The organism is Bifidobacterium sp. ESL0784 (genome assembly GCF_029433295.1).
Taxonomy (GTDB): domain Bacteria; phylum Actinomycetota; class Actinomycetes; order Actinomycetales; family Bifidobacteriaceae; genus Bifidobacterium.
In genome coordinates this window covers 459,252-482,268 of sequence record NZ_JAQTHV010000001.1, presented here as the reverse complement: position 1 = coordinate 482,268, position 23,017 = coordinate 459,252, and the positions used below count along the sequence as shown (strand labels likewise).

General features: G+C 49.9%; 17 protein-coding genes. 7 read left to right on the top strand and 10 right to left on the bottom strand.

Annotated features, from left to right (window positions below):
- Window positions 1-122 precede the first annotated feature (122 nt).
- The 5 genes from PT279_RS01810 (at window position 123) to PT279_RS01790 (ending at window position 7,444) form a co-directional block, all read left to right on the top strand.
- Window positions 123-1,895, top strand: a complete 1,773-nt coding sequence (locus PT279_RS01810; RefSeq protein ID WP_277164877.1) for a phosphotransferase — start codon at window positions 123-125, stop codon at window positions 1,893-1,895.
- Window positions 1,896-2,043: 148 nt separating this feature from the next.
- On the top strand, window positions 2,044-3,855 hold the full coding sequence (locus PT279_RS01805) for a phosphotransferase (RefSeq protein WP_277164875.1): 1,812 nt from the start codon (window positions 2,044-2,046) through the stop codon (window positions 3,853-3,855).
- Window positions 3,852-4,805: a DMT family transporter gene (locus PT279_RS01800; protein WP_277164873.1), complete on the top strand. Its 954-nt coding sequence runs from the start codon at window positions 3,852-3,854 to the stop codon at window positions 4,803-4,805. The genes PT279_RS01805 and PT279_RS01800 overlap by 4 nt, the downstream gene beginning before the upstream one ends.
- A gap of 421 nt (window positions 4,806-5,226) precedes the next feature.
- Window positions 5,227-6,036, top strand: coding sequence for a LicD family protein (locus PT279_RS01795; protein ID WP_277164871.1), 810 nt, complete (start codon window positions 5,227-5,229; stop codon window positions 6,034-6,036).
- A 172-nt stretch (window positions 6,037-6,208) separates the two neighbouring features.
- Window positions 6,209-7,444: an oligosaccharide flippase family protein gene (locus tag PT279_RS01790; RefSeq protein ID WP_277164868.1), complete on the top strand. Its 1,236-nt coding sequence runs from the start codon at window positions 6,209-6,211 to the stop codon at window positions 7,442-7,444.
- A 314-nt stretch (window positions 7,445-7,758) separates the two neighbouring features.
- Here PT279_RS01790 and PT279_RS01785 read toward each other — a convergent pair whose 3' ends face one another.
- From PT279_RS01785 to PT279_RS01760, 6 genes are all read right to left on the bottom strand, one after another.
- Complete coding sequence (locus PT279_RS01785) at window positions 7,759-8,595, bottom strand: acyltransferase family protein (protein WP_277164866.1); 837 nt, start codon at window positions 8,593-8,595, stop codon at window positions 7,759-7,761.
- Between the two features lie 191 nt (window positions 8,596-8,786).
- Window positions 8,787-10,007: an O-antigen polymerase gene (locus PT279_RS01780; RefSeq protein WP_277164864.1), complete on the bottom strand. Its 1,221-nt coding sequence runs from the start codon at window positions 10,005-10,007 to the stop codon at window positions 8,787-8,789.
- A gap of 405 nt (window positions 10,008-10,412) precedes the next feature.
- Window positions 10,413-11,117 (bottom strand): glycosyltransferase family 2 protein, encoded by a 705-nt coding sequence (locus PT279_RS01775; protein WP_277165214.1) that lies wholly within the window; start codon window positions 11,115-11,117, stop codon window positions 10,413-10,415.
- 83 nt (window positions 11,118-11,200) lie between these two features.
- On the bottom strand, window positions 11,201-12,199 hold the full coding sequence (locus PT279_RS01770) for a glycosyltransferase family A protein (protein ID WP_277164862.1): 999 nt from the start codon (window positions 12,197-12,199) through the stop codon (window positions 11,201-11,203).
- Window positions 12,200-12,366: 167 nt separating this feature from the next.
- On the bottom strand, window positions 12,367-13,230 hold the full coding sequence (locus tag PT279_RS01765; RefSeq protein WP_277164860.1) for a glycosyltransferase family 2 protein: 864 nt from the start codon (window positions 13,228-13,230) through the stop codon (window positions 12,367-12,369).
- A 34-nt stretch (window positions 13,231-13,264) separates the two neighbouring features.
- Window positions 13,265-15,103, bottom strand: a complete 1,839-nt coding sequence (locus PT279_RS01760; RefSeq protein ID WP_277164858.1) for a DUF4012 domain-containing protein — start codon at window positions 15,101-15,103, stop codon at window positions 13,265-13,267.
- 253 nt (window positions 15,104-15,356) lie between these two features.
- On the opposite strand from PT279_RS01760, the gene PT279_RS01755 reads away from it, so the two are divergent.
- Window positions 15,357-17,093, top strand: a complete 1,737-nt coding sequence (locus PT279_RS01755) for a sugar transferase (RefSeq protein WP_277164856.1) — start codon at window positions 15,357-15,359, stop codon at window positions 17,091-17,093.
- A 288-nt stretch (window positions 17,094-17,381) separates the two neighbouring features.
- On the top strand, window positions 17,382-19,160 hold the full coding sequence (locus PT279_RS01750; protein ID WP_277164854.1) for an MDR family MFS transporter: 1,779 nt from the start codon (window positions 17,382-17,384) through the stop codon (window positions 19,158-19,160).
- A 266-nt stretch (window positions 19,161-19,426) separates the two neighbouring features.
- Here PT279_RS01750 and PT279_RS01745 read toward each other — a convergent pair whose 3' ends face one another.
- From PT279_RS01745 to nusG, 4 genes are all read right to left on the bottom strand, one after another.
- Entirely contained in the window at window positions 19,427-20,104 is a 678-nt protein-coding gene (locus tag PT279_RS01745; RefSeq protein ID WP_348519361.1) for an HNH endonuclease family protein, read from the bottom strand.
- Between the two features lie 483 nt (window positions 20,105-20,587).
- Entirely contained in the window at window positions 20,588-21,283 is a 696-nt protein-coding gene (gene rplA, locus PT279_RS01740) for a 50S ribosomal protein L1 (RefSeq protein WP_277164850.1), read from the bottom strand.
- 14 nt (window positions 21,284-21,297) lie between these two features.
- Entirely contained in the window at window positions 21,298-21,726 is a 429-nt protein-coding gene (gene rplK, locus PT279_RS01735; protein WP_277164848.1) for a 50S ribosomal protein L11, read from the bottom strand.
- Between the two features lie 392 nt (window positions 21,727-22,118).
- Window positions 22,119-23,012 carry a transcription termination/antitermination protein NusG gene (nusG, locus tag PT279_RS01730; protein ID WP_277164846.1) on the bottom strand — a complete coding sequence of 298 codons (894 nt, stop codon included), beginning with the start codon at window positions 23,010-23,012 and terminating at the stop codon, window positions 22,119-22,121.
- Window positions 23,013-23,017: the final 5 nt, after the last annotated feature.

Sequence of the window (23,017 nt, the reverse complement as noted above, 5' to 3'; positions counted from 1 at the left end):
CCATATACAAAACAGCATAAGTTCCAGAAACAGCACTGCGTTCTCATAATCCAGTTTGTTCATTTTCTATAGACATGATAAACTATTTGAACATCGCTGTAGCTGAAAGAAAGTAGGACTCAGTGTTGTCGAAGAAGCAATTTTTAACCCTTGCGTATTTACACGCTCATCCAAACGCACGGCAGCGTCTCATCATGGAGAAGACCGGCCTCTCTCTTGGCAGCGTCAATGTGGCGATGCGCGAGCTTAACGACGCAAGATATATCGAAAATTCTCGTGTTACTTCCGCAGGCCTAGAAGCCCTAGCTCCTTATAAAGTGGACAACGCCATCATCATGGCGGCAGGTCTGTCATCTAGGTTTGCTCCCATCTCCTACGAGAAGCCCAAGGGGCTGCTGAAGGTCCGCGGCGAAATCCTCATCGAACGCCAAATCAAACAATTGCAGGCCGCCGGCATCCACGACATCACCGTCGTCGTAGGCTACAAGAAAGAATTCTTCTTCTATCTCGAACAGAAATTCGGCGTAACCATCGTGATCAACAACGAATACGCCACACGCAACAACAACGCGTCATTATGGCTCGTGCGCAACCGACTAGCCAACACCTACATCTGCTCATCGGACGACTACTTCACTGTTAATCCCTTCGAACCATACGTATGGAAAGCCTATTATGCCGCACAATATTCGAAAGGCTTCACCAAGGAATGGTGCATGACCACAGGAGCACAAGGGCGTATCACATCTGTACAGTTGGGCGACAGCGACGCCTGGTACATGATTGGCCATGCCTACTTCGACCGCGCGTTCTCAAAGAAGTTCCGAACCATCCTGGAGACCGAATACCAATTGCCCGAAACCGCCGATAAACTTTGGGAATGGCTCTACATCAAGCACATCAATGAACTCAACATGGAGATGCGTCCATACGAACAAGGCACCATCCACGAATTCGACTCACTGGACCAAGTACGAACCTTTGACCCGGATTTCCTGCAAAACGTCGATTCGGACATTTTCGACAATATCACGAACGTGCTGCATTGCGACAAGGAGGAAATCCACGACGTCTACCCACTCAAGCAGGGCCTGACCAACCTGTCATGCCACTTTGCCACCAACAGCGGCGAGTATGTGTACCGTCATCCGGGAGTCGGAACGGAATTGCTGGTCGACCGCAGCGCCGAAGTAGAGGCGCTCAAGACGGCCAAGCGACTTGGTCTTGATAATACATTCATTTACGAAGATTCGAAACAGGGCTGGAAAATCTCACATTTCATCGATCACGCGCGCAATCTTGATGCACACGATCCAGACCAGGTAGTTCACGCCATGCAGATGGCACGCGCACTGCATGAGAGTGGAGCGAGCGTGAAACGCCAGTTCGATTTTTACGAAGAAGCCAAACACTACGAAAAACTGCTACGCCAGAAAGGCCCCATTGACATCCCCAACTTTAAGGAAATGTCCGCGCAAGTGGAACGCCTCGAAGAATATGTCCGTGCCGACAAGGCACCGAAATGTCTTAGTCACAACGACTTCTTCGCCCTCAATTTCCTTATCGACGAAAAAGGTGCATACTCACTGATCGATTGGGAATACGCCGGCATGAGCGACTATGCCAACGACTTCGGCACATTCTGCGTGTGCGACCAACTCAATGAAAATGAAGTTGATGCCGCATTGGACGCCTACTTCAATCGCACACCAACCCTTAGTGAGCGTCGCCATAATTATGCGCACATCGTACTAGCCGGATGGTGCTGGTATCTCTGGTCGCTGGTCAAACAGGCCGAGGGCGATTTCGTGGATCAGTGGCTCTATGTTTATTACAGCTACGCCGCAACTTATCTTGACCCCACTCTGACACTGTACGAGAAAGCCTCCCTTTGAAATTGAACATGCTTAGAAGCTTGAAAATTGACATATTGGTCCACGGAATCGAGCTCGCTATGTTTGCACTGGCCACCACTTGACAAACAACAATCAGATACTACATTATTATCCAATTTGCTCATTTTCTTGTACTAGTGATATCCTTTTGAACAAAATTGCATTAGAAAGAAAGCAGGACCACGTGTTGTCCAAAAAGCAGTTTTTAACCCTCACCTATATACGAACTCACCCCAATGCACAGCAACGTCTCATTGCTGATGCAACAAATCTCTCGTTAGGCGGCGTGAACGCAGCGATAAGCGAACTCGTCGACGAAGGCTATATCGCCAACTCTTGTATTACCGCTGCAGGCTCCGAAGCACTTGCCCCCTATAAAGTGGACAACGCCATCATCATGGCGGCAGGTCTGTCGTCCAGATTCGCCCCGATCTCCTACGAGAAACCCAAAGGCCTCCTCAAGGTCCGCGGCGAAATCCTCATCGAACGCCAAATCAAACAATTGCAGGCCGCCGGCATCCACGACATCACCGTCGTGGTGGGCTACAAGAAAGAATTCTTCTTCTATCTCGAACAGAAATTCGGCGTATCCATCGTGGTCAATGACGAATATGCCACGCGCAACAACAATGCCTCTCTGTGGCTCGTACGCGACCGGCTGGCCAACACCTACATCTGCTCGTCAGACGACTACTTCACTGTTAATCCCTTCGAACCGTATGTATGGAAGGCATATTATGCAGCCGAGTATTCTGAGGGGCCAACCAAAGAATGGTGCATGACCACCGGCACACATGGACGTATCACATCAGTCACGGTAGGAGGCTCCGACGCATGGTACATGATTGGCCATGCCTACTTCGACCGGGCCTTCTCAGGGAAGTTCCGCTCAATTCTAGAGACCGAATACAAATTGCCCGAGACCGCCGACAAACTTTGGGAATCACTTTACATCGAGCATATCAAAGAGCTCGACATGGAGCTGCGTCCCTATAGGAACGGCACCATCCACGAATTCGACTCACTGGATGAAGTCAGGACTTTCGACCCGGATTTCCTGCAAAATATCGACATGGATATCTTTGACAATATTGAGCATATACTCCATTGTGACAGAAAAGAAATCCACGACGTATACCCGCTTAAACAAGGACTTACCAACCTGTCATTCCACTTTGCCACCAACAGCGGTGAATATGTATATCGTCATCCGGGCGCAGGAACGGAAACAATGATCAATCGTCGCGCAGAAGTGGAGGCGAATGAGGCCGCCAAGCGAATCGGCCTCGATCCCACGTTCATTCACGAAGATCCCGAACTTGGTTGGAAAATCACACATTTTGTCGATCACGCACGTAACGTTGACCCGCACGACCCCGACCAAGTGGCACATGCCATGCGGATAGCACGCACACTTCATGAAAGCGGCGCAACTGTTGAACAACAGTTCAACTTTTATAAGGACGCCAAGCGTTATGAGGGGTTGCTGCGCCAAAAAGGACCTATTGATATTCCAGGCTTTGAGGAGATGGCCTCACGGGTAGAGCGTCTAGAAGAACATGTCCGCGCCGACAATGCCCCGGTATGCCTTTGCCACAACGACTTCCTGCCCCTCAACTTCCTCATCGACGAGAACGGATCCTATTCTGTCATCGATTGGGAGTTTGCCGGCATGGGCGATTATGCCAACGATTTCGGCACCTTCTGCGTGTGCGGCCAACTTGAAGAGGATGAAGTCGACGCTGCTCTTGCCGCCTACTTCGGCCGGCCCCCGACGCACAATGAACGATGCCATAACTACGCCCACGTCGAGCTCGCCGGTTGGTGCTGGTATCTATGGGCATTGGCCATGGAGGCCGAGGGCCATGTGTTGGATGAATGGCCTTATATATATTTCCGCTACGCCACAACGTACCTCGATCGCACGCTGGCACTATATGAAGAGAAAGAAGAATCATGAAATTTGGTGTAGCTGCTGGCCTGCTATGGGGGTTCGATACCGTTGTCCTTGGCATCGCACTTGCCATGCTGCCCTTCTCCGACCCAAGTCAAAATGCATCGGCTGTTGCCATCGCGGGAGCCTTCATCCATGATGCGTTCTGCGCCATATTACTTATCGTTTACATGGGTGCCCGCAAGCGCCTTGGCGCAACCTGGCGCGCACTCAAGACCCGCAGTGGACTCGTAGTGTTGCTGGGCGGCCTGCTGGGCGGACCGATTGGCATGACCGGCTACCTAATCGCGATCAACAACATCGGAGCCGGATACACCGCTATCATTACGGTCTGCTTCCCCGTATTCGGAGCTGCGCTCTCATTTGTCGTCCTCAAAGAGAGGATGCATAAGGGACAGATCGTGGCACTTCTAGTAGCTCTTGTCGGTGTAATGGCTGCGGGCTTCATCTCCTCGGGTGACTCAAAGCTGACGAATCCCGTGCTCGGACTCATTGGCGCCCTCATCACCGTTGTGGGATGGGGATCTGAAGCCGTACTATGCGCTTGGGGTATGCGCGATGACTCCGTTGATGACGATAGCGCCTTCCAGATCAGGGAAACAACCTCGGCTCTCGCCTATGGCCTTATCGTCGTGCCATTGTTCGGCGCTTGGAATCTCAGCGCACATGCGATAACGCACGTTTCGGCAGCTGTCATTCTTGGAGCCGCATTTGCTGGAACGGCATCCTACCTGTGTTATTACAAGGCTATTTCTGTTATAGGAGCCTCGAAATCGATGGCTCTCAACATTTCATATTCCGCATGGGCTGTGCTGTTCGCATTCATCCTGCAAGGGACCGTGCCAAGCATAATAACTATACTGCTCTGCCTGGTTATCCTCGGCGGTACAACCCTAGCGGCTTCGGATTGGAACGAACTGTTCCATGGAAATAAGAAGCAGATAGCAACTAAGTAAAAGCAAGAAACTGACTAATTCGATCCCCGACGCGAAGTCAGAGAACGGATTAGTCAGTCAGAACACGAGAATACAAAACACAGTGAAATAGCGGTATGAAACTGCAGTGTAATGTTTTCCCCTCACTATTTTGGTTTCATATTTTATTACACATAAGCCGCTGACCTATATCTCAATAGGCTTCCAACAGTTTTGTATGCTTATCAACAAATCGAGGTAAGAAGTGTCTTTCTTCCTGCCTCTTTACATAGGGTTACCGGCACTCAGAATTCCGATAACCCTATTTATAGGATAGAAGTATTAATATGAACTCCGTAAATCATTGAGTAGAGCATACTTAACGATTGGAGCCGAATTTTACCGGTAACCAATACAGTTATCGACAAGGCAATTAGAGTTTAATGGAACAGGAGAGAAGAGGATGCCTTCATATCTATCCCTTGAGACCATACATCAGGAGTCATTCAACCTTCTCTGCAAATTTGATGCTTTTGCGCACGAACATAATCTCAGGTATTCTCTCGACGGTGGAACTTTACTTGGCGCAGTTCGACATAAAGGCTTTATCCCATGGGACGATGACATAGACGTCTCAATGCCAAGACCTGATTTTGAAAAATTCATACAGCTGGATAGTTCCGTTCCGTCTGATTGCCGTATCTTAAAACCAATAAGTTCAGATTTCCCATTGCCGTACGCAAAATTCTGCAATCCGGCTATCAGATGTATGGAAAGCAATGTACGAGCACCATATACCGAGTATCTCTGGCTGGACGTGTTTCCGCTTGATGGTTTTTCCCAAAATCCTGAAACAGCTCGTGGCCAATCCACGAAGGTCCAACGACTCCTTGTGGATGCAGCGCGCAAATCTTTTAAGTCGTTCGGTTATAAGAAGTATCCCAAAGCAATCTATCTGTGGCTTACCAAACAACTTGCCTCCTTAGGAATGACACAATCGCCTATGCAGGATTATCAGGAAGTCACAGAGATTGCGAAAAGCGTCGCATTCGGAACCACACCATATTGTCGTACGCTAATCACAGCTCCTGCTATGAGTTTTTATCGAACAGAGGACTTTGACGATCTTTCACATCTTGAGTTCAATGACCGTCAGTTCGATGCCGTCAAACATTACGACGAAAGCCTTAGGCTCACCTACGGAAATTATATGGAACTTCCGCCAGTTGAAGATAGACAAACACATCATCTGCTCGCATGGAGAATTGAATAGGACCCTGCTTGAGTGGTATATAAAACATGCACGATTAACTTTAAAGGCGGACTTTGATTCAATTAGATGATTGGGCCTAGATAATATAAACAAATTAAGTCGCAGCAGATGTTTATGTCTGCTATTTTAGCTCTTAACACATCACAGAGAACAGATTGCGAGTAACGATAGTATGAGTCGTATGAGAAGTAACCTTATCTCGCAATATGGGTTGCAGATTGCAAAATATATATTTCCTTTCGTCACCTTACCGTATTTGACTCGCGTACTTGGCCCCGATCATTATGCTGTTCGCGCTTACATCATGTCTGTAATGAGCTTTATGCAAGTCTTCCTAGACTATGGGTTCAGTTTGTCTGGGACAAAGACAGTAGCCGAAAACGAACATAATCTTCCCAAGCTTCGGGAAAACATTTCTTGTGTCATGATTCTGAGGATTCTGCTCTACATAGTGGGCGCGGCAATCATAATAGGCCTAACCTGTTTCTTGCCCATAATGAGAGAAAATCCCCTATATACTGCCATAGCTTATATCAGTATTTGTTTTAAAGCCGGACTACCCGACTTCGTTTTCCAAGGTTTGGAAGACATGGGAATCATAACGCAACGTTTTGTCGGGTCGCAGACAATCGCCATGATATTGACTTTTGTACTCATCCACAAGCCTTCGGATTTAATCCTTGTTCCCACAATCGAAGCAATCGCCTCTTTCATCGCCTTCATTTGGTCATGGGATAACGTTGTTCGCGTTCGCAAAATATATTTTACGAAGGTTTCGAAAACAGCACTCTGGCAAGCGTTCAAAGATTCATCAATCTTTTTCCTCTCCTATGCAGCAACAACCGCCCTCAGCACTGCAACTACCATCATGATCGGCATCTATATTCCGAACCGAGCGGAAATCTCATATTGGTCTCTGGCTATCACCATCATAGGAGCCATACAATCGCTATACGAGCCGATTACGAACATACTTTACCCGCATATTGTCAAGTCCCATGATATAAAGCTATTCAAAAAGCTTCTTGGACTCGGCATGATTGTTGTAGTAATTGGAACGGTGCTATTCGCGGCCTGCGCGAAAATAATCATGCTTCTTTTGGGAGGAAGCAAATATCTTGCCGGCAGCAGTGTCATGGTCTCGCTCGCTCCTATGCTGCTCTTCTCCTACCCAGCAATGATGATTGGCTTCCCGCTCTTGGGCGCGGTCGGGAGAATTAAGCTACTGACTCTTTCTTCCGTAGTGACTTCGGCCTTCCACATCATCGGGCTGTTTGTACTTGGATTCAGCGGATTCTTTAATATCACAACTTTAGCCATATTGCGTTGCTGCACAGAAGGCGTGCTGTTTATAACACGCTTCTTCATGGCCAAAGATATCCTGTTCCAGAAAAAGGGCTCCAACTAGACAATGTAGGAAAAACAGCAATCACGAGTTTGATCGATCGGTTCGGGCTTGCAATGAGATACCCGATGTCTTGGATACCGCATAACCCCAAAGCTTGTTGAAGTAATAGTTATGCTTCCTGTCAAAGACGTACCTGAACAGTGCTTGCCGGACGAAATCGAGCAACAGTACCAATATGAAGATTACCAAGCAACAGACTACATAAGCCGCAAAAAGGATCCAACCGTCAAGCCGAGTACTATTGACAACCATGGTGAGAATCGACCTGACGCTCTGATCCGTCAGAACCAAATACACCGCAAGAGTTGAAGCGGCTAATTTGTTAATGGCAAGATTGACGCGTTTTTACTGCAATTCGCCAAAATCAAAAGTCCCAAGGCTATCATCATAGGAATGACACAGGCCGGGCAATTGAGCCATTCATCAAAGGCGACATTTCGTCCTTTTTTGACATAGTACATTTGTCCTAAAGCCTGCGAAATAAAGCCCACCACTCCTCCGAAGGCAATCAGATAGTATGCGACTCTTTTTTGCTTGAGCACATCGGGGTGGTACCACTTCACATACGATAAGAGGACATACTGAAAAACAAAAAGGAAGATGGAATAGCTCATGCCTCGGGCTATTGACGGTGCAAAGTTCGGAATCCATCCCCAAAACAGAATAAGAGCCAACGCTAACCAGAAATGGTAACGTTGTCTCAACTTATACAATCCGACGGTCAGCGGAGGAAAAATGATCAGGAACATGACATAGGCAGAGGGATACCACCAATGTTCAAGCGTTACCGGGAACAAAGTCCGTGCTGCGATAATGACCAATCTCTTGGCCGACAAATTCAATATGCCGATCTTCATCAGACATAGATCAATTGCAAATAATATAAAAGAATAATACAGAAGCTGTTTCTCAAGTTGCCAAGCACGGCCAAGAGACCGCTTAAGACTAGGTGTCTCTTCACATAGGAACCACACGCTGATACCAAAGAACAGGCAATCCCCTCCTCCAAGTTCAGTAATGAAAGAGGCGGCTTCGGCCAAAGGAAGACGTTGCCAGAAACCATGACCATGATTATAGAACTGAGCAATTTTAGGAAAATGCTGGAAAGCAATCAGCAACATTGCGACAATCCGTAGCAATTCGATGGACAAGTTTCTTCCTCGTCGACGAAGGGGATTCGCTTTGACTTGGCTTTGGCAACTTGTACCCCCGTTAATGCTGATAACAGTAAAATGACGGTTCAGACCTAGCCTGTTCTACCATCGTCTCTGGTACAGAACGGTAACCCGGACTGTAAATATCGCTCCGTTTGTCTATTTAATAAGACACGTCCATTCATATTCTAATCGGCATATTCCGACGACGGTTGTACACGCTTCTTTCGAAACAGATACAGCAAAATCAGCAATTGGAACACATCCGGCAAATACAGTAAAAAGTTGTCAAAAAACGACAGTATTATAACTTGAATAACAACGGCAAATACCAGAATCGAGCGTTCGTCACGTGTGTTCATGAGGATATGTGAACTCCAACCGGAGACAGCTCCATATAGCCCAGCAATAATCAACACACCCAATACACCATAAGCAGCATAAAAAACAGAAAAGTAACCAGAGGCAGTGAAATTCGAAGACACGAGAGCACCACTATTAAATAACTGGTAAGCCGCCTCCCTGGAGACGCGAGGCCTCAAGACTGATGGCAAATACTGCGAAATAAGAGGGAATCCCAAATGCAAAGGCGGCAATCCAACCAATCTGTTGATATTTGCCAGTGTCATGGTGACATACATATATACCCAATAGAAGCCCGATAAAAAGCCAATCGGGGTCGTTTTGAACCGGGAAACAACATTGAAATTCGAAGTTCGGAAATTACCTATGACGCCAAATAGCAGAATGCCAACAAGAATGAGAGGCAACAGAAGCCTCTTCGTCCATTTGGGCTTCAAAAAAGCCAAGACAACAAGGAGCTCCACTGCCGCACTTACAATCATCTGCCGAGAAATCAAACATACATAGAAGAGAAGGATAGCACCAATAATGATGGCATCATCTCTCCAAATGTTATGCTTTTGGGCCGTAAAAAGCTCATATTCAGCCAACAATATAGTCACGAGTGCAACGGAATTGAACAAGCCGTGGAAGGTGGGGATTCCATAGTCAAAATAAGTTTTAGAGCTTCCGGTAAGAAGCCAGACAATGGGAAGCCCTTTTGAATACACTATTTCTATGATTTCGGCAAAGAGCCACGCCAAGGAAAGAAAAACAATCTGAGTGTGTGTCACCGATCGGCGCTCCCCCTCCTTGGGGCCAACCGACAAAGTAGGGATAAATCTAAATATCACAAAAAAAAGAGCAAAGAAACATAGAGCAGCAAGCAATACGACATAGGTCTTATCAGCGGGAACATCCTGCAACTCAGACAACCGTAATTGATACAGAAGTACCACAGCCAGCCATACAACCACATATATGCTTAGCGGATTGATCCATCTTTTGCATACCCAATAACTGGCTGGCAGTAACAATAGTGAAATACCTATATATGCTAGTACCAAAACACTATCTCCATTACATAATCGCCTAAACACTACCGTTACAGAACAGTCATTACGACAACAAACCCTTCTGCTTCTCTTTTCCACGGAACAGTGCCATTCATCTGCACTCATCTATGTCTGGCACATTTCCGAAACCTCTTTCGACAGTGCCACAAAAATATTATCATGCCTATTACATATATGTTGCTCTCTAAAAAAGAATATACATGAACGAGTTACACATGCCGGAGCCACAAATAACTTTGCAGCTTGAATGTATTCGCCGATATCATTATCATGGCCTCGGCCTCATCATGAACTCACCGAAATTCACCAGGTCATTCTCCGCCTCGATGACAGTCTACAATTGAATCCAACATGTGAAACTGCCACAAACCAGGGATGACTCATACTTATTCAAGTCTAATTTTGCATTCTTCGGATTATTAAATCTTTAACAAGTCGTATCCGTTTGCCAAGCATTGAGGACAGGGAACCATGTTCCAAGGATGTCACAGTGCCTTCATGCCGTCGGTACAAGCCCAATCGTTCCCGACATAAGCCGCACTTACCATACATTTCATTGATAAGACCAATCCACTGATCGTGCATAGGTATGTCTTTGGGCATCGGGAGAGCATAATGCAGTATCTCCCTTTTAAACGCCATCGCACTGCCCACATATGAATTACGTATGATGTTATTGACAAACCCCAAACGTGAGTTTCTAAGATTAAAAAAGGATGGGTGCAATTCTTTTAAATCCGAATCTACAACAGTGACATCATGAAGTACACAAGTGATCTTGGGATCGTCCACGAAAAACTTGCAGACCGTCTCAATCTTGTGCGGTAACCATACATCATCCTGATCGGAAAGGAAAAGAATTTCTCTGCTCGCAGTATTCAAGCCGTTCTCAAAATTGGCAATCACTCCTTTTCCTGGACCTTTCAGGAAAGAAATATTCGTGTACTTCGAACAGAAATCACGAATCTCCTCAATGGTGCCGTCCGTTGAACCATCATCAGTGACAATCAGCTCATCTTCATCAGTCAGTTGAGATAAAATAGACTGAATCTGTTCTCTGACATACGGCATACCATTGTAAGTCGCCATTACAACACTCACCGAGGGTCTCACGAAAGCCTCTTTTCTCTCTGCATCATTGCTGCTTCATCAATATCCGACATCTAACACACAGATGCTCTCTATCAGCAGCGCTGTGTCCTCTTTCTTAAAAGAGGCCCCACGATAATCTTGTACAAACGGGGGCTTATACAGAACAGAAGAGCCTGGAGCCTTTTGGCCCAAGACAGGCTCGAATCGCGTAGTAAGCAGCTCCAAGTCCCCTTATTATCGACTAACCATTCCTGCTCTTTCCGAGACAAAGCAGTGTCGTCATCAACTTCAATCAGTTCGTTATAGACGGCCATTTTGGTGATGGCCAAAGCACTTTGACAAATATTATTGAGAGAAGGTAATCTGGAAGAGAAAAACTCAGCTTGTTGCTGCGCTGCTACGGCGTAATCGATATTGATCTTTCCGCCATGCAATATGCTTCCAGCCCGGTATACATAGCAATAAAGAGGAACATTTCTATAAATGACAGAATCGGCATTGGCAAGGACCTTATATGTGGTGTATGCGTCTTCAGTTATCTTTCCTTTTGGATAAGAAATGCCGCTGAATAGTTCTTGCTTATATAGTTTTGCACAAGCACTCGCATCAAAGGATCTCCAAGAGTTCAATGCCGCAATGGCATCATGCAAAGTGAGTTTTTTACCCTCGAAACCGGATTTGGAAGCCTTGACCGCTTTCCCGTCAGGATAGACCTTGTTCATCCCGCAAACAGATATGTCTGTATCGGCTTCCACAAGCCATTTCAGCAAAAGCTCAACATACTGTTTATCGACATAGTCATCTGAATCGATGAATGTCACATATCTTCCCGAGACATGCGATAGAAGCACATTGCGGGTTTCGGCCAAACCGGCGTTCTCTTGGGAATAAACTCTGATACGTCTATCTTGTTGCGCCATGCGATTGCAGACAGAAAGGGTCCCATCTGTGGAGCCATCGTTAACGACGATAATTTCTATATTGGAGTAAGTTTGCTGGATTACGCTCTCCAAGCATTTTTCGACAAAACTCTCGACATTGTATGCTGGTATGAGAACAGATACAAGCTCATCGTTGGTCACAGTTTGCACAACCCACTCCGTTTGTTATACTAATCAACTTGGTTAAGTCTATCAAAAACAAAGTATCGAGGGACGTCAATCGGTTAAACGGAGTTTTTTAAGCAGATTCAATGGTCTTCCACAAACCAATCATCATGCATTCAGGTGGCAGAACATAGTACATGCCGACAATTTGTTTAACTGAGTTTACCCGCTTTATTACCGCAATATCTTGCAACGCAATCAAGGAAGAAAGGCGGGATCTCTCCATAATGTTTATCTTCGCACAGATGTTTCAGCACATACAAGACCATGCGTTTCCCCTCGCCATATTCCGAAGCGTTCATCAACTCCGTCTTGTGATTTTTCAGGAAGATACCGATCTCTTTATTTCTTCGATATTGTTGCCTGAACGAAAGATTGTGGGAATGGATGGCCTCTGCATTCGCCGCATAAGCCACCTTGTAATCAGCCCCGATGAACTTCGAGGCCATAAGCATATCCTCGTTCGTGTTGCACGGGTTATCAAAACCACCACAGTCCAAATAGGCTGTACGCCGATATGCGCTGCAAGCGTCTGAAGCAAAGAACGTTTTGATTCCCAGAGTCGGTAAATCAGATAAGTCCCGAACGAATGAAACCGAGGGATAATTAAACGCACGAACCAGTCTTTCAAAAGGCCGAGCGTCCGCTCGCGGTAATTGGCGCCCTGAGACCATAGCGATTCTTTCATCGCTGAAAGGCTCTAACAAATTCTCTACATACTGATCATTCGCAGGAAGAGCGTCCTGAGTCATAAAGAGAACATAATCGGTTTTGGCCATCAAAAAGGCCTTATGCCGAGTTCCCCCGTGATCGAACTCGGAACGTGGAATAACGGTTACCTGAGCTCCGGATTCTCTTGCCAGATCCGCCGTATTATCGTCAGAGCTCGAATCAATCACCAGAACCTCATCCAACGGCCGGGATTGCCTGTTAAGGGCACCAATCAATTCACTTATGCTTTGAGAAGCGTTTAACGTCGGAATAACCAGACTTACCGATGCTGAAACTTGCCCCACTGTATTGGCCTCCGCTAAATGTACTAATGATTATTTATTTCTGACTAGAACCGTTGACGTAGGTAACACCGGGATCTTCCCAACCCATCGGGCTCTGATCAAGCTGCAAATCCGAAACCGTCTTTGGCGAGGTCGTGACATCGAAGGAGAAAGTCACCGTGGCACCCGGCATTACTGTTGCAAGACTTGCGTACAACGGTTTGCCGTTCAACGTCATTTGCTTGGGCGTTGTGGCTTCCCCCTTGAAAGTGAGATTGGATATGCTGCCGCCGGCAGGAGCATAAATCAGAGTTTTTTCAGCACCTGAGCCAAGAGGCACGCCACCAACTCCCATAATGTAATGCGGAACAGATTGCAGTTCTGCATTGGTCATGGTGTTGGTCATCGTGTAATCGACATGATACTTACGAGCCCCGGTGGCATTAGTACTCGTTCGGGTAATCTTCGAAGTGCGATGAATGTACCAGCTCATTTTGGACACATTCTGTTCATTGACATATACGCCGACTTCGGGATTCTCCTCACTACTTGGAGTTTGCCCGGTGTACCCATTCTCCATATATTTTTGTTCCGTTTGCTTATCGAAAGAGTACACAGTGAAATGACGCCAACGAGCCATGTTCCCCATGATCCCTGCAATTTGGGAAAGTTTCTGGAAGTCCAAGTTTGAGAACATATTCCCTATCGACTGTGTGGCGACTTCTCCAAAGAGAACATCCTGCTGCTCAGGACTGAATTTCTTATACACCGTATTCAGAAGATATTCTGTCGTGTTCTGACCATCAAGTACCTGGCCGTTGGATAGTTTGACATTCCCATTTATACTTATCAGTTTTTGCAGGAATACAGGATCGATGGTGATGACTCCATCGATAGGTTCCTTCGCCCCTTCTGGCGTCTTCGCCCAAATCTCTCGCATCATGGTCGCCGTCCGTGCTGTATCCGGGGCAGCAGCCAGATCACGAACATCCAGGGACATATGCTCCGGCCCCCACGTGTTGAATATTTCCATCTCACTATCGGTTGGCTTGCCCGGACCGTAAGGGATATATACGGTATTGGGCTGAAAATCGCCAACCGCGATTTTTCCGTTGTTCGTCGTCAAGCTTCCAATCGAACCAACGAGGCCACCACCGGAACGGACCTCGGAAGTGGTCATAGACATCACAGCATAATGATGGGACTGGTTAGCTCCGAGAAAGTCCGGAACAATCTGGAAGGTCTTGGAAAGTTCGTCGATTTTTTCAGCCAAAGAATCGAGTTTCTTATCAGAAGCATCGTAAGCCTTGCGCACCATCCCCAATTTCGCCTTTTGCGCAGGCAATTGGTGATATGCCCGCACTTCGCCTTGCATTGAGTCATTAGCCTTTTTTATCTGTTGCTGAGCTTGCAGAATGGGTTGAAGGTTAATCTGCCCATCGCCTTCACTCAGTTTCGCCGATTTCAATTGATCGACAACATTGATGAACTGGGGAATGGAATCGTGCGTAATATCGTCGACGGTCGAGGCCATGCCCTGCACCGTTTTGATGTCATTGCCGACAAGCGGAACTTTGGCAGCCAAGTTCCATAACGTCCCATGCGCAATGTCATTGGCCTGTTTGGTCTCGCTTTGCACCTGGGGTAGTTTCTGAGAAACCTGATCGAGGGAATTGAGGTCATTTGTACCCGAAAAACCGCTGAGCATCGTCACAGCATTCTGCTCGTGGGCCTTTACCTCTTTGGCCTGGCTGTACATCGTCTTGGCGGCATATGCCCCAAACCCAGCCATTGCAACCAACAGCACGAATATCACCAACAGCACCCATGGCCAGGCGCGATGCCGACGCATAGGTCTGGTGGCCGCCAAATGCCTGCCTCGTGGTTCACGCATGATACTTCCCTTCACCGATATAACAATGAACCATTATGCACTACCACCTTGGATTTCAAGGCTTTAGCGCAAATTCTGCACAGATTCGGTATAAGTAGAGGACAATGATGCGGATATCGGGTGCCATAGCAATAAAATATCTATGCAAGGTAGCGAAACAGGCACACGCCGAAAAAGAGGCAAAAATGCCTTATTTGCCTATGAGCTATGTATTATGGTGTGAGCGGTTTCATGCGACAGAAGAGGTTACATCGTGGCACAGAGAGTCGAGTCGGGTCCGGTTGTACGGTCCTCTGATGCCGATCAGATGAACAATAAAGCCTTGAAAATCGAACAAAATCCGCAAACTCGCTTTGCAAACCAACACAGGAAACGCACAGCTTCCTCACGTCCGCACCGCGGAGACGAATCCGTAGGCAACAGCTTCTTCGACGGTTCATATTTCCTTTCGGACAGCAAAGGCAAATTCCATTCAAAGGCCACCGCCAACCATCAGCTGCTAAGCTATTCCATTCCCAAATGGAGTTTCGTGTTCAACACGACGCTTATTGTGCTCGATGTAGTGATGACGCTTTTGGCGACCACGGGAGTGTTGTTCTTTGATACCGATGCTTACGCGAATCTGCGAGATGACGGCTCAGGTTCAAGACGACTCAACGAATTTCTGATTCTCATCTGCGTCGCCTGGTTGGTCAGCTTGGCCTCGCAACATATTTACCACCGTCACGCCATGGGCGAGGGCTATGAGCTCTATAGTAAGATTCTTAACGCCGCTTTGGTTGATTTCGTCATTATCTGCATGTTCAGCTATATTTTCAAGCTCGACATTCCGCGCTCCCTGACCATCCTCATACCGATTTTCTCGTGCATGCTGGAGCTGCTTGAGCGTTGGATCATGCGCCGTTCTTTGCATCGGCACCGCCGCAAAGATACCTATATGTATGACACTGTGATTGTCGGCTCCCCCGAGGGAATCCACAAGGTCATCGCGCAACTGAAGGAAAACCCGGGAATGGGCTACAGGCCCATCGCCGTCTGCCCCGTGGTTTCCATCTCCGATAGCGTTGAAAATCAAAACTCTCCGGATGCCCAGCAGCTCGTTTCGGTACCGTTCAGCGCCACTTGCCCCGAGGAAAAAGACCTGCGGATATTGCCGATGGATTCCCACTTGCCGCAAAAGGCCAAGGAGCTCGGTTCGCAGGCTATTCTCATAGCCGACGTCATGTCCCGCTATTCCGAGACGATGCGCACCTTCTCACTGGCCGTAGAATCCATGGGCATCGAGCTCGCGTTCATGGCCAACGTCGCCGACATCGCCTCCTCGCAGCTTCATCTACGCAGCAATCCCTCAATGCCGATGCTCACCGCCCGCCTTCCGCAGTATTCCACATTGACCAGGGTACTTAAGCGGGTGTTCGACATTGTCGGCTCCACGTTCGCCATCATCGTCTCCTCGCCGGTCATGGCCTTCGTCGCCATCCGAGTCAAGTCTCAGGATGGCGGCCCCGCCATGTATTCCCAGCAGCGCATCGGGCTCTACGGCAAACCGTTCACCCTCTACAAATTCCGCTCGATGAGCGTGAACGCCGACAAATACGACGAAGAGGTGGCCGAGGAAACCGGCAACGCGCACGGCATCCTCTTCAAGGCCGAAGACGATCCACGCGTCACCAAGTTCGGGCATTTCATTCGTAAGACATCGCTTGACGAATTCCCTCAGTTCTTCAACGTATTCAAAGGTGATATGAGCCTCGTCGGTCCTCGACCGCAACAGCAGTACGAGGTGGATCAATATGGTTCGCTTTATTCCGCACGTCTTTTGGTCAAGCCGGGCATCACCGGTCCATGGCAAATTTCAGGGCGCAATGCCTTGAGTCAGGAGGAAAGCGAACAGCTCGACATCTCATACGTCGAGAACTGGTCGTTTACCGGCGATATCGCCATTCTGCTCAAGACCGTCATGGCCGTTTTCCGCGGCACTGGCGTGTGATGTCCGCTGTTTGCGGTGCGCGAAGGTAACAGTTCCCGATGCAGGACCCTCTCCGCAGTAAGTGTATGACACTTTCACTTTACTGCGTCCGCTCTTTTGTGCGTACCCAGAGTGCGACACTTCCAGCCTCAGCCATCCGGCTGATGGTGTAATCTGAACCGGGTTAATAAGCGGCAACGGAGATGTTTCTTCTCCGCATAAATCATAATCGAATGCTTTTGAATATAGTGGGAAACGTATGCAGGTAATGATGAAAATTTCAGCGCAACAAAGAAGGAGTGACTGATCGTGACCGACCCTGTGCAAGCATCGGCAGAATCTCCTTCGAAACCATCCTTGTCGAAAGCCCTCACCAAAGAGGAATCCTACGTCGACGGGCACCTGAGCCACGCGGCCTTCGTCTCCATCGCCATCCTCACCTTCATCACCTTCATCGGCAACTTCACCCAGCTGCAACTGAGCGCCGCCCTGCCGACCATCGTCCATGAGTTCGGCATCAACGTGACCACCGGTCAGTGGCTCACCTCCGTCATCCAACTGGTGCAGGGCGTCATGGTGCCGTTGACAGCCTACTTGACCCGCCGCTTCTCCACCCGCCAGATCGTCATCGCCTCGATGACCATCTTCACGCTGGGTTCGATACTGGCCTGGTTCGGTCCATCCTTCATCCTCGTGCTCGCCGGACGTACGCTCGAGGCCATCGGCTCCGGCGTGATGTGGCCGGTGCTGCAGATCATCGTCTTCTCGGTCTACCCGATGTCGAAACGCGGCATGGCCATGGGCACCGTGGGCGTGGCCATGAGCGTGGCCCCTGCCATCGGCCCGACTTTCGGCGGCTGGCAGACCGATGCGAACGGCTGGCGCTCGATTTTCGTTTCGCTGACCATCGTCGGCGCCATTGCATTGGTACTCGCCATCTTCTTCCTGCATAACTTCGGCGAGCGTGACAGCGAGGTGAAGGCCGACTTCTTCTCGGTGTGTCTTTCGGTCATCGGTTTCGGCGGGTTGCTTTTCGGCTTCACCAATATCGAGGCCTACGCATTCACCGCTCCCGTGGTCTGGCTGCCAATGGCCGTCGGCATCGTCGGCATCGTCTGGTTCGTTGTCCGCCAGCTCAAGGGAGCCAAGCGCTACAAGGCCCAGTTAAAGGAGCTTCTTGCCGGTCTCGAAAAGAACGAGCACCTGCAGGAAGAAGCTGATCGCCCGCAGAACGTGGCGGAGCTGCGTGCCGCCATCAAGCGCCTGCGCGCCGACCCTGATTCCGCCGCCAAACTTGAGGAACATTTCAAGACGCCCAAGGTCCGCGAGCAAATCGAAAAGATACGCAGGCTCCAGCCGCCACTGCTCGACCTGACCGTTTTGAAGAACAAGAACTTCCGCGTCGGCACCATCACCGCCGCCATGAGCTTCTTCGCCTTCAGCTCCATCACCGTCATCATCCCGCTCTTCATCCAGAACGACCGCAGCTATTCCGCCACGATTTCCGGCCTGGTGATGCTTCCCGGCGCGCTCGGCCAATGCATCTCGCAGTTTGGCGGCGGGCGTCTGCTTGACAAGTTCGGTGCACGTCCTGTGGCTCTGATCGGTTCCTTCACATTGATGACAGGCACCATCATGATGAGCTTCATCGGCATGGATGTGCCGATCTGGTGGGTCTCGATCTGCCAGTTCACGCGCCAGATCGGCATGGGCTTCGTACTGATGCCGATCACGACATGGTCGCTCAACTGTTTGACACCCGGAAGCGTTTCCGCAGGTTCCGCCGTCACGAACACGGTTCGGCAGATATCCGGGGCCATCGGCGCGCCGGTCCTGGTCATTCTGATGGAGGAGTTCACCAAGGTCTTCAAGCCTCTGATGGGTTCTCGCCATAATGCTGCCATCCTCGCCAACGTCTGGGGCATCAGGATATCGCTCATCATCAGCTCGGTCATCGCGCTCGGCATGGTGCTGCTCGTTCTCTTTGGCGTGCGTGGCCAAGGCGCCGGCTCTGCCCGCGACCTCGCCAACCGTACCCTGCGTCACGTCCGCGTCCCCCGCTTCCACGCGCACGCCAAGCAAGCATGATTTAATCCGCCCTTCGCAAAGGCCGATACATATCCTTAAAAACGAGGATTATGCATCGGCCTTTTCATATTCGTTTGTTATGTTGATTGGCTTAATTCCCAATCCGGGATTCCTTTTACACGTTTTTCTGTTTTGCAGATTTGGCCGATCATCCGAGATCCCCAGGTCTACGACTCACATCAAACCCATCACGGCAACGGTAACAGCCGGCTTCCCTTCTTACTGTTTTCACCGCTTCCCTCGCATTGTTCGCAATGCTTCCTCTCCTACTGCCTTGGGATCTCTTGAGTGGGACAGGTTCGCAGAACCTTGGAAATGGCTTGCTTTTCAGCGGTGGTGACGGAAAGACCATATTTCTGTTTGACACCGATCTGGCGGGCGACATAGGCACAGCGAAACCTGCGGTTCGTCGGCAGCCAGTACGCGGCGGAGGCGGAACCCTTCTGCTGGTTGGCCGGGCCGTCGACGGCCAATAGGTTGTATGCGTCATTGCCGTAGCGCTGCTTCGTGGCCGCGTCCCACTTACTGGCACCAGACTGCCATGCGTTTTCGAGCGCGACCACATGGTCGATCTGCACCGCGGCGCTGGTCTGCCTGCCACGCACAAAACGGATGGACTTTCCGGTATACGGCTCCTGCAAGGCTCCGGACTTGACCTGGCAAGCGCTTGGCGCCTTGTACTTAATCGCCGTCATGTCACGTTTCAGGATATCGTCGCGGATGGTGCAGCCGTCGCCATCGTCGTCGGTAGTGTTATAGCCAAACGAATCACGGTTGTAACCGCGCGTACTCGGGTGGTCGTCCACGGGAAGCGTCGCCAACACCTGTGCCACCGGTCCGGTCGCCACGTATTGGCCGGTCATCTGGGCAAGCGGTCTACTTACTTTCGGCAACACGAATCCGGTGGCGACGCCGATCATGCAGGCAGCCAAAAGCAGGATCAGAAATCGCGTCAGCAAACTGTCGGACCTGATCCACCGACGTCGGAAATGGGCCCCACCGCCCCTCTTGCCGCCTTGAATGGCGTGACCGCCATAGTTGTTGACTCTTGTGTAAATCGCCTCTCTATCACGCCCAAACATCATGCTTACCTTCTAGTTCTTCCAAATAATTCCTATCGCAAAGAAAAGCAACCGGAATGGCTCCTGCCAACTTAGGTTCAGGAATATAAAAAATAAGAGGAGAAAGCAAGGGCCAAAGGCCGTTTCAAGGAAAAATCAAGATTTCTTGATATTACGTTTTATGGAAAAGAAATAATAAAGAAAGATTCAGGGTAAGTTTCAAGAAGAAATAGGCCAATAACTAAGCAAACCAGAACAGTCGCCAAGAAACGAAATCAACCAAGCAAAACGAAAGTTGCCCGGCACCTCTTGCGGGGTGTCGGGCAACTTATCGATTCGACTACGCTTTAGCGCGCCTCACGCACTTCAGACGAGCGGGGCGAGGTCCAGCGGCACGCCGGGGCCCATCGTCGAGGTGAGCGTCGCCTTGGAGATGTAGCGGCCCTTCACAGTGGAAGGACGCAGACGCTTGATCTCTGCGGCCACAGCCTGGAAGTTCTCTTCCAGAGCCTTCTGATCGAAGGACTTCTTGCCGATGATGAACGACAGATTGCCGTTCTTGTCGACGCGGAACTCGATCTTGCCGCCCTTGATGTCCTTGACAGCCTTGGCCACGTCCATGGTCACGGTGCCGGTCTTCGGGTTCGGCATGAGGCCACGGGGGCCGAGCACGCGGCCCAAACGGCCGACTTTGCCCATCATGTCGGGAGTAGCGACCACGGCATCAAAGTCGAGGAAGCCGCCCTGCACCTTGGCGACCATATCGTCGTCGCCGACCAGATCGGCGCCGGCTTCGGTGGCTTCGGTGGCCTTCGGGCCACGTGCGAACACGAGGACCGTTGCGGTCTTACCGGTGCCGTTAGGCAGATTGACCACGCCACGGACCAGCTGGTCCGCCTTGCGCGGGTCGACACCCAGGCGATAGGTGGCTTCGATGGTCTCATCGAAACCGCGCTCAGGCATGCTCTTCAGCAGTGCGATTGCCTCGGAAGCGGTGTACAGATTGCTGCCGTCGACCTTTTCGGCCGATTCACGATATTTCTTGGAATGCTTGTTAGCCATCTGTGTCTCCTCCCTCAGCCTTCGACCGTGATACCCATCGAACGGGCGGTGCCCGCGATGATCTTCATTCCGGCTTCGACGTCGCGAGCGGACAGATCGGCCATCTTGGTCTCGGCGATCTCACGGACCTGTGCCGAAGTAACAGAACCGACCTTGTGGGTCAGCGGATTGTCGGTGCCCTTCTTGAGACCAGCGGCCTTGAGCAGAAGCGTTGAGGCCGGCGGAGTCTTCAGGATGAAGTCGAAGGAACGATCTTCGTAAACGGTGATGACGGCAGGAATGGTCTGACCCATCTTGTCTTTAGTGGCATCGTTATACGCCTTGCAGAACTCCATGATGTTGACGCCATGCGAACCGAGGGCGGGGCCCAGAGGCGGTGCGGGGGTGGCCTTGCCAGCCTCGACCGTCACCTTGACCAATGCGGTGACTTTTTTCTTAGCCATAAAAATGGCTCCTTTTCATTGTCCGTGCGGTAATGACGGTCGCCCACGACACCCTGCGATATATCGGGTTCCGACAGTTTCTGTTGGTTGCCGTCTCGCGATGGACAACGTGTCGAACTGTGATAATTCCGAAACCAACATATCGTCAGTCTCGGTAAAACCGTCGGTATATCAAGTGCCACGGGTCTCCTCCCGCAACTGATATTGCTGTGCTGTGCTAGCGGGTCTCCCCTCCAGACACAAGCTTATCTATTATTCCAAGTAAGCCCGACAATAACGATGCTGATTCAGTAATCATCATTACTCAAATCAGCAACAACAACCCTGATACAAACAATGCCGCAGACCTTGCGATCTGCGGCATCATTACTGAAAACTGAATGAAACGAAACTCAGACGATCTTCTCGACCTGGCTGAAGCCCAACTCGACCGGCGTATCGCGGCCGAAGATGGAAACCAGAACGGTGAGCTTCTGCGTGGTGGGCTCGACGTCGGAAACAGCACCGGCCATCGTGGCGAATGGGCCGTCGATGACGGTGACCTGATCGCCGACCTTGTAGGAAACCTCGACGGTGCGCTTCTTGGCTGCAGCAGGCTTGTCGCCAGCCTCTTTGAGAGCTTCGGAAGCAATCATCGGCGCCATCATCTTGACGACATCCTTGCGGCTCAGCGGTGCTGGCTCTTTGGTGGGGCCTACGAAACCGGTGACGCCTTCCGTCTCGCGAACGATGCGGCGGGCATTCTCATCAGGCCACATGCGGATGAGCACGTAACCAGGCACACGCACGCGGGTGACAACCTTCTTGCCCTTATCGGTATGCTTCTCGACCTCTTCCATCGGCACTTCGATCTGGAAAATCTGGTCTTCAAGGCCGTAGCTCTGGATACGCGACTCGACGTTGGCCTTCACACGCTTTTCGTAGCCGGAATAGGTATGAAGCACATACCACTTGCCATCCAATCCGCGCAGGCTCTTGGAGAATTCCTTAACGGCCTTGGCACCGGCATCGTCGGCATCCTCGCTTTCGGCATTCGCCGCGGTGTCAGCATCCGCTTTGCTATCCGTGTCATCGGTTGCTTCGGCAGCATTTTCAGCCACCTCAGAATCTTCAGCGGAAACCGCGTCTGCGGAATCGTCGGAAGCCTTTTCGGTTTCTCCCGCGTTCTCGATACCGGCAACGGCGTCAACGGCCGCGCTGTCAACGCTGGAAGCCGCCGCAGTCTGATCATCGTCCGGCAAATCGGGCAATGCGTCCAAGCCTTCGAGGTTTACTTCATTATCCATGCTGT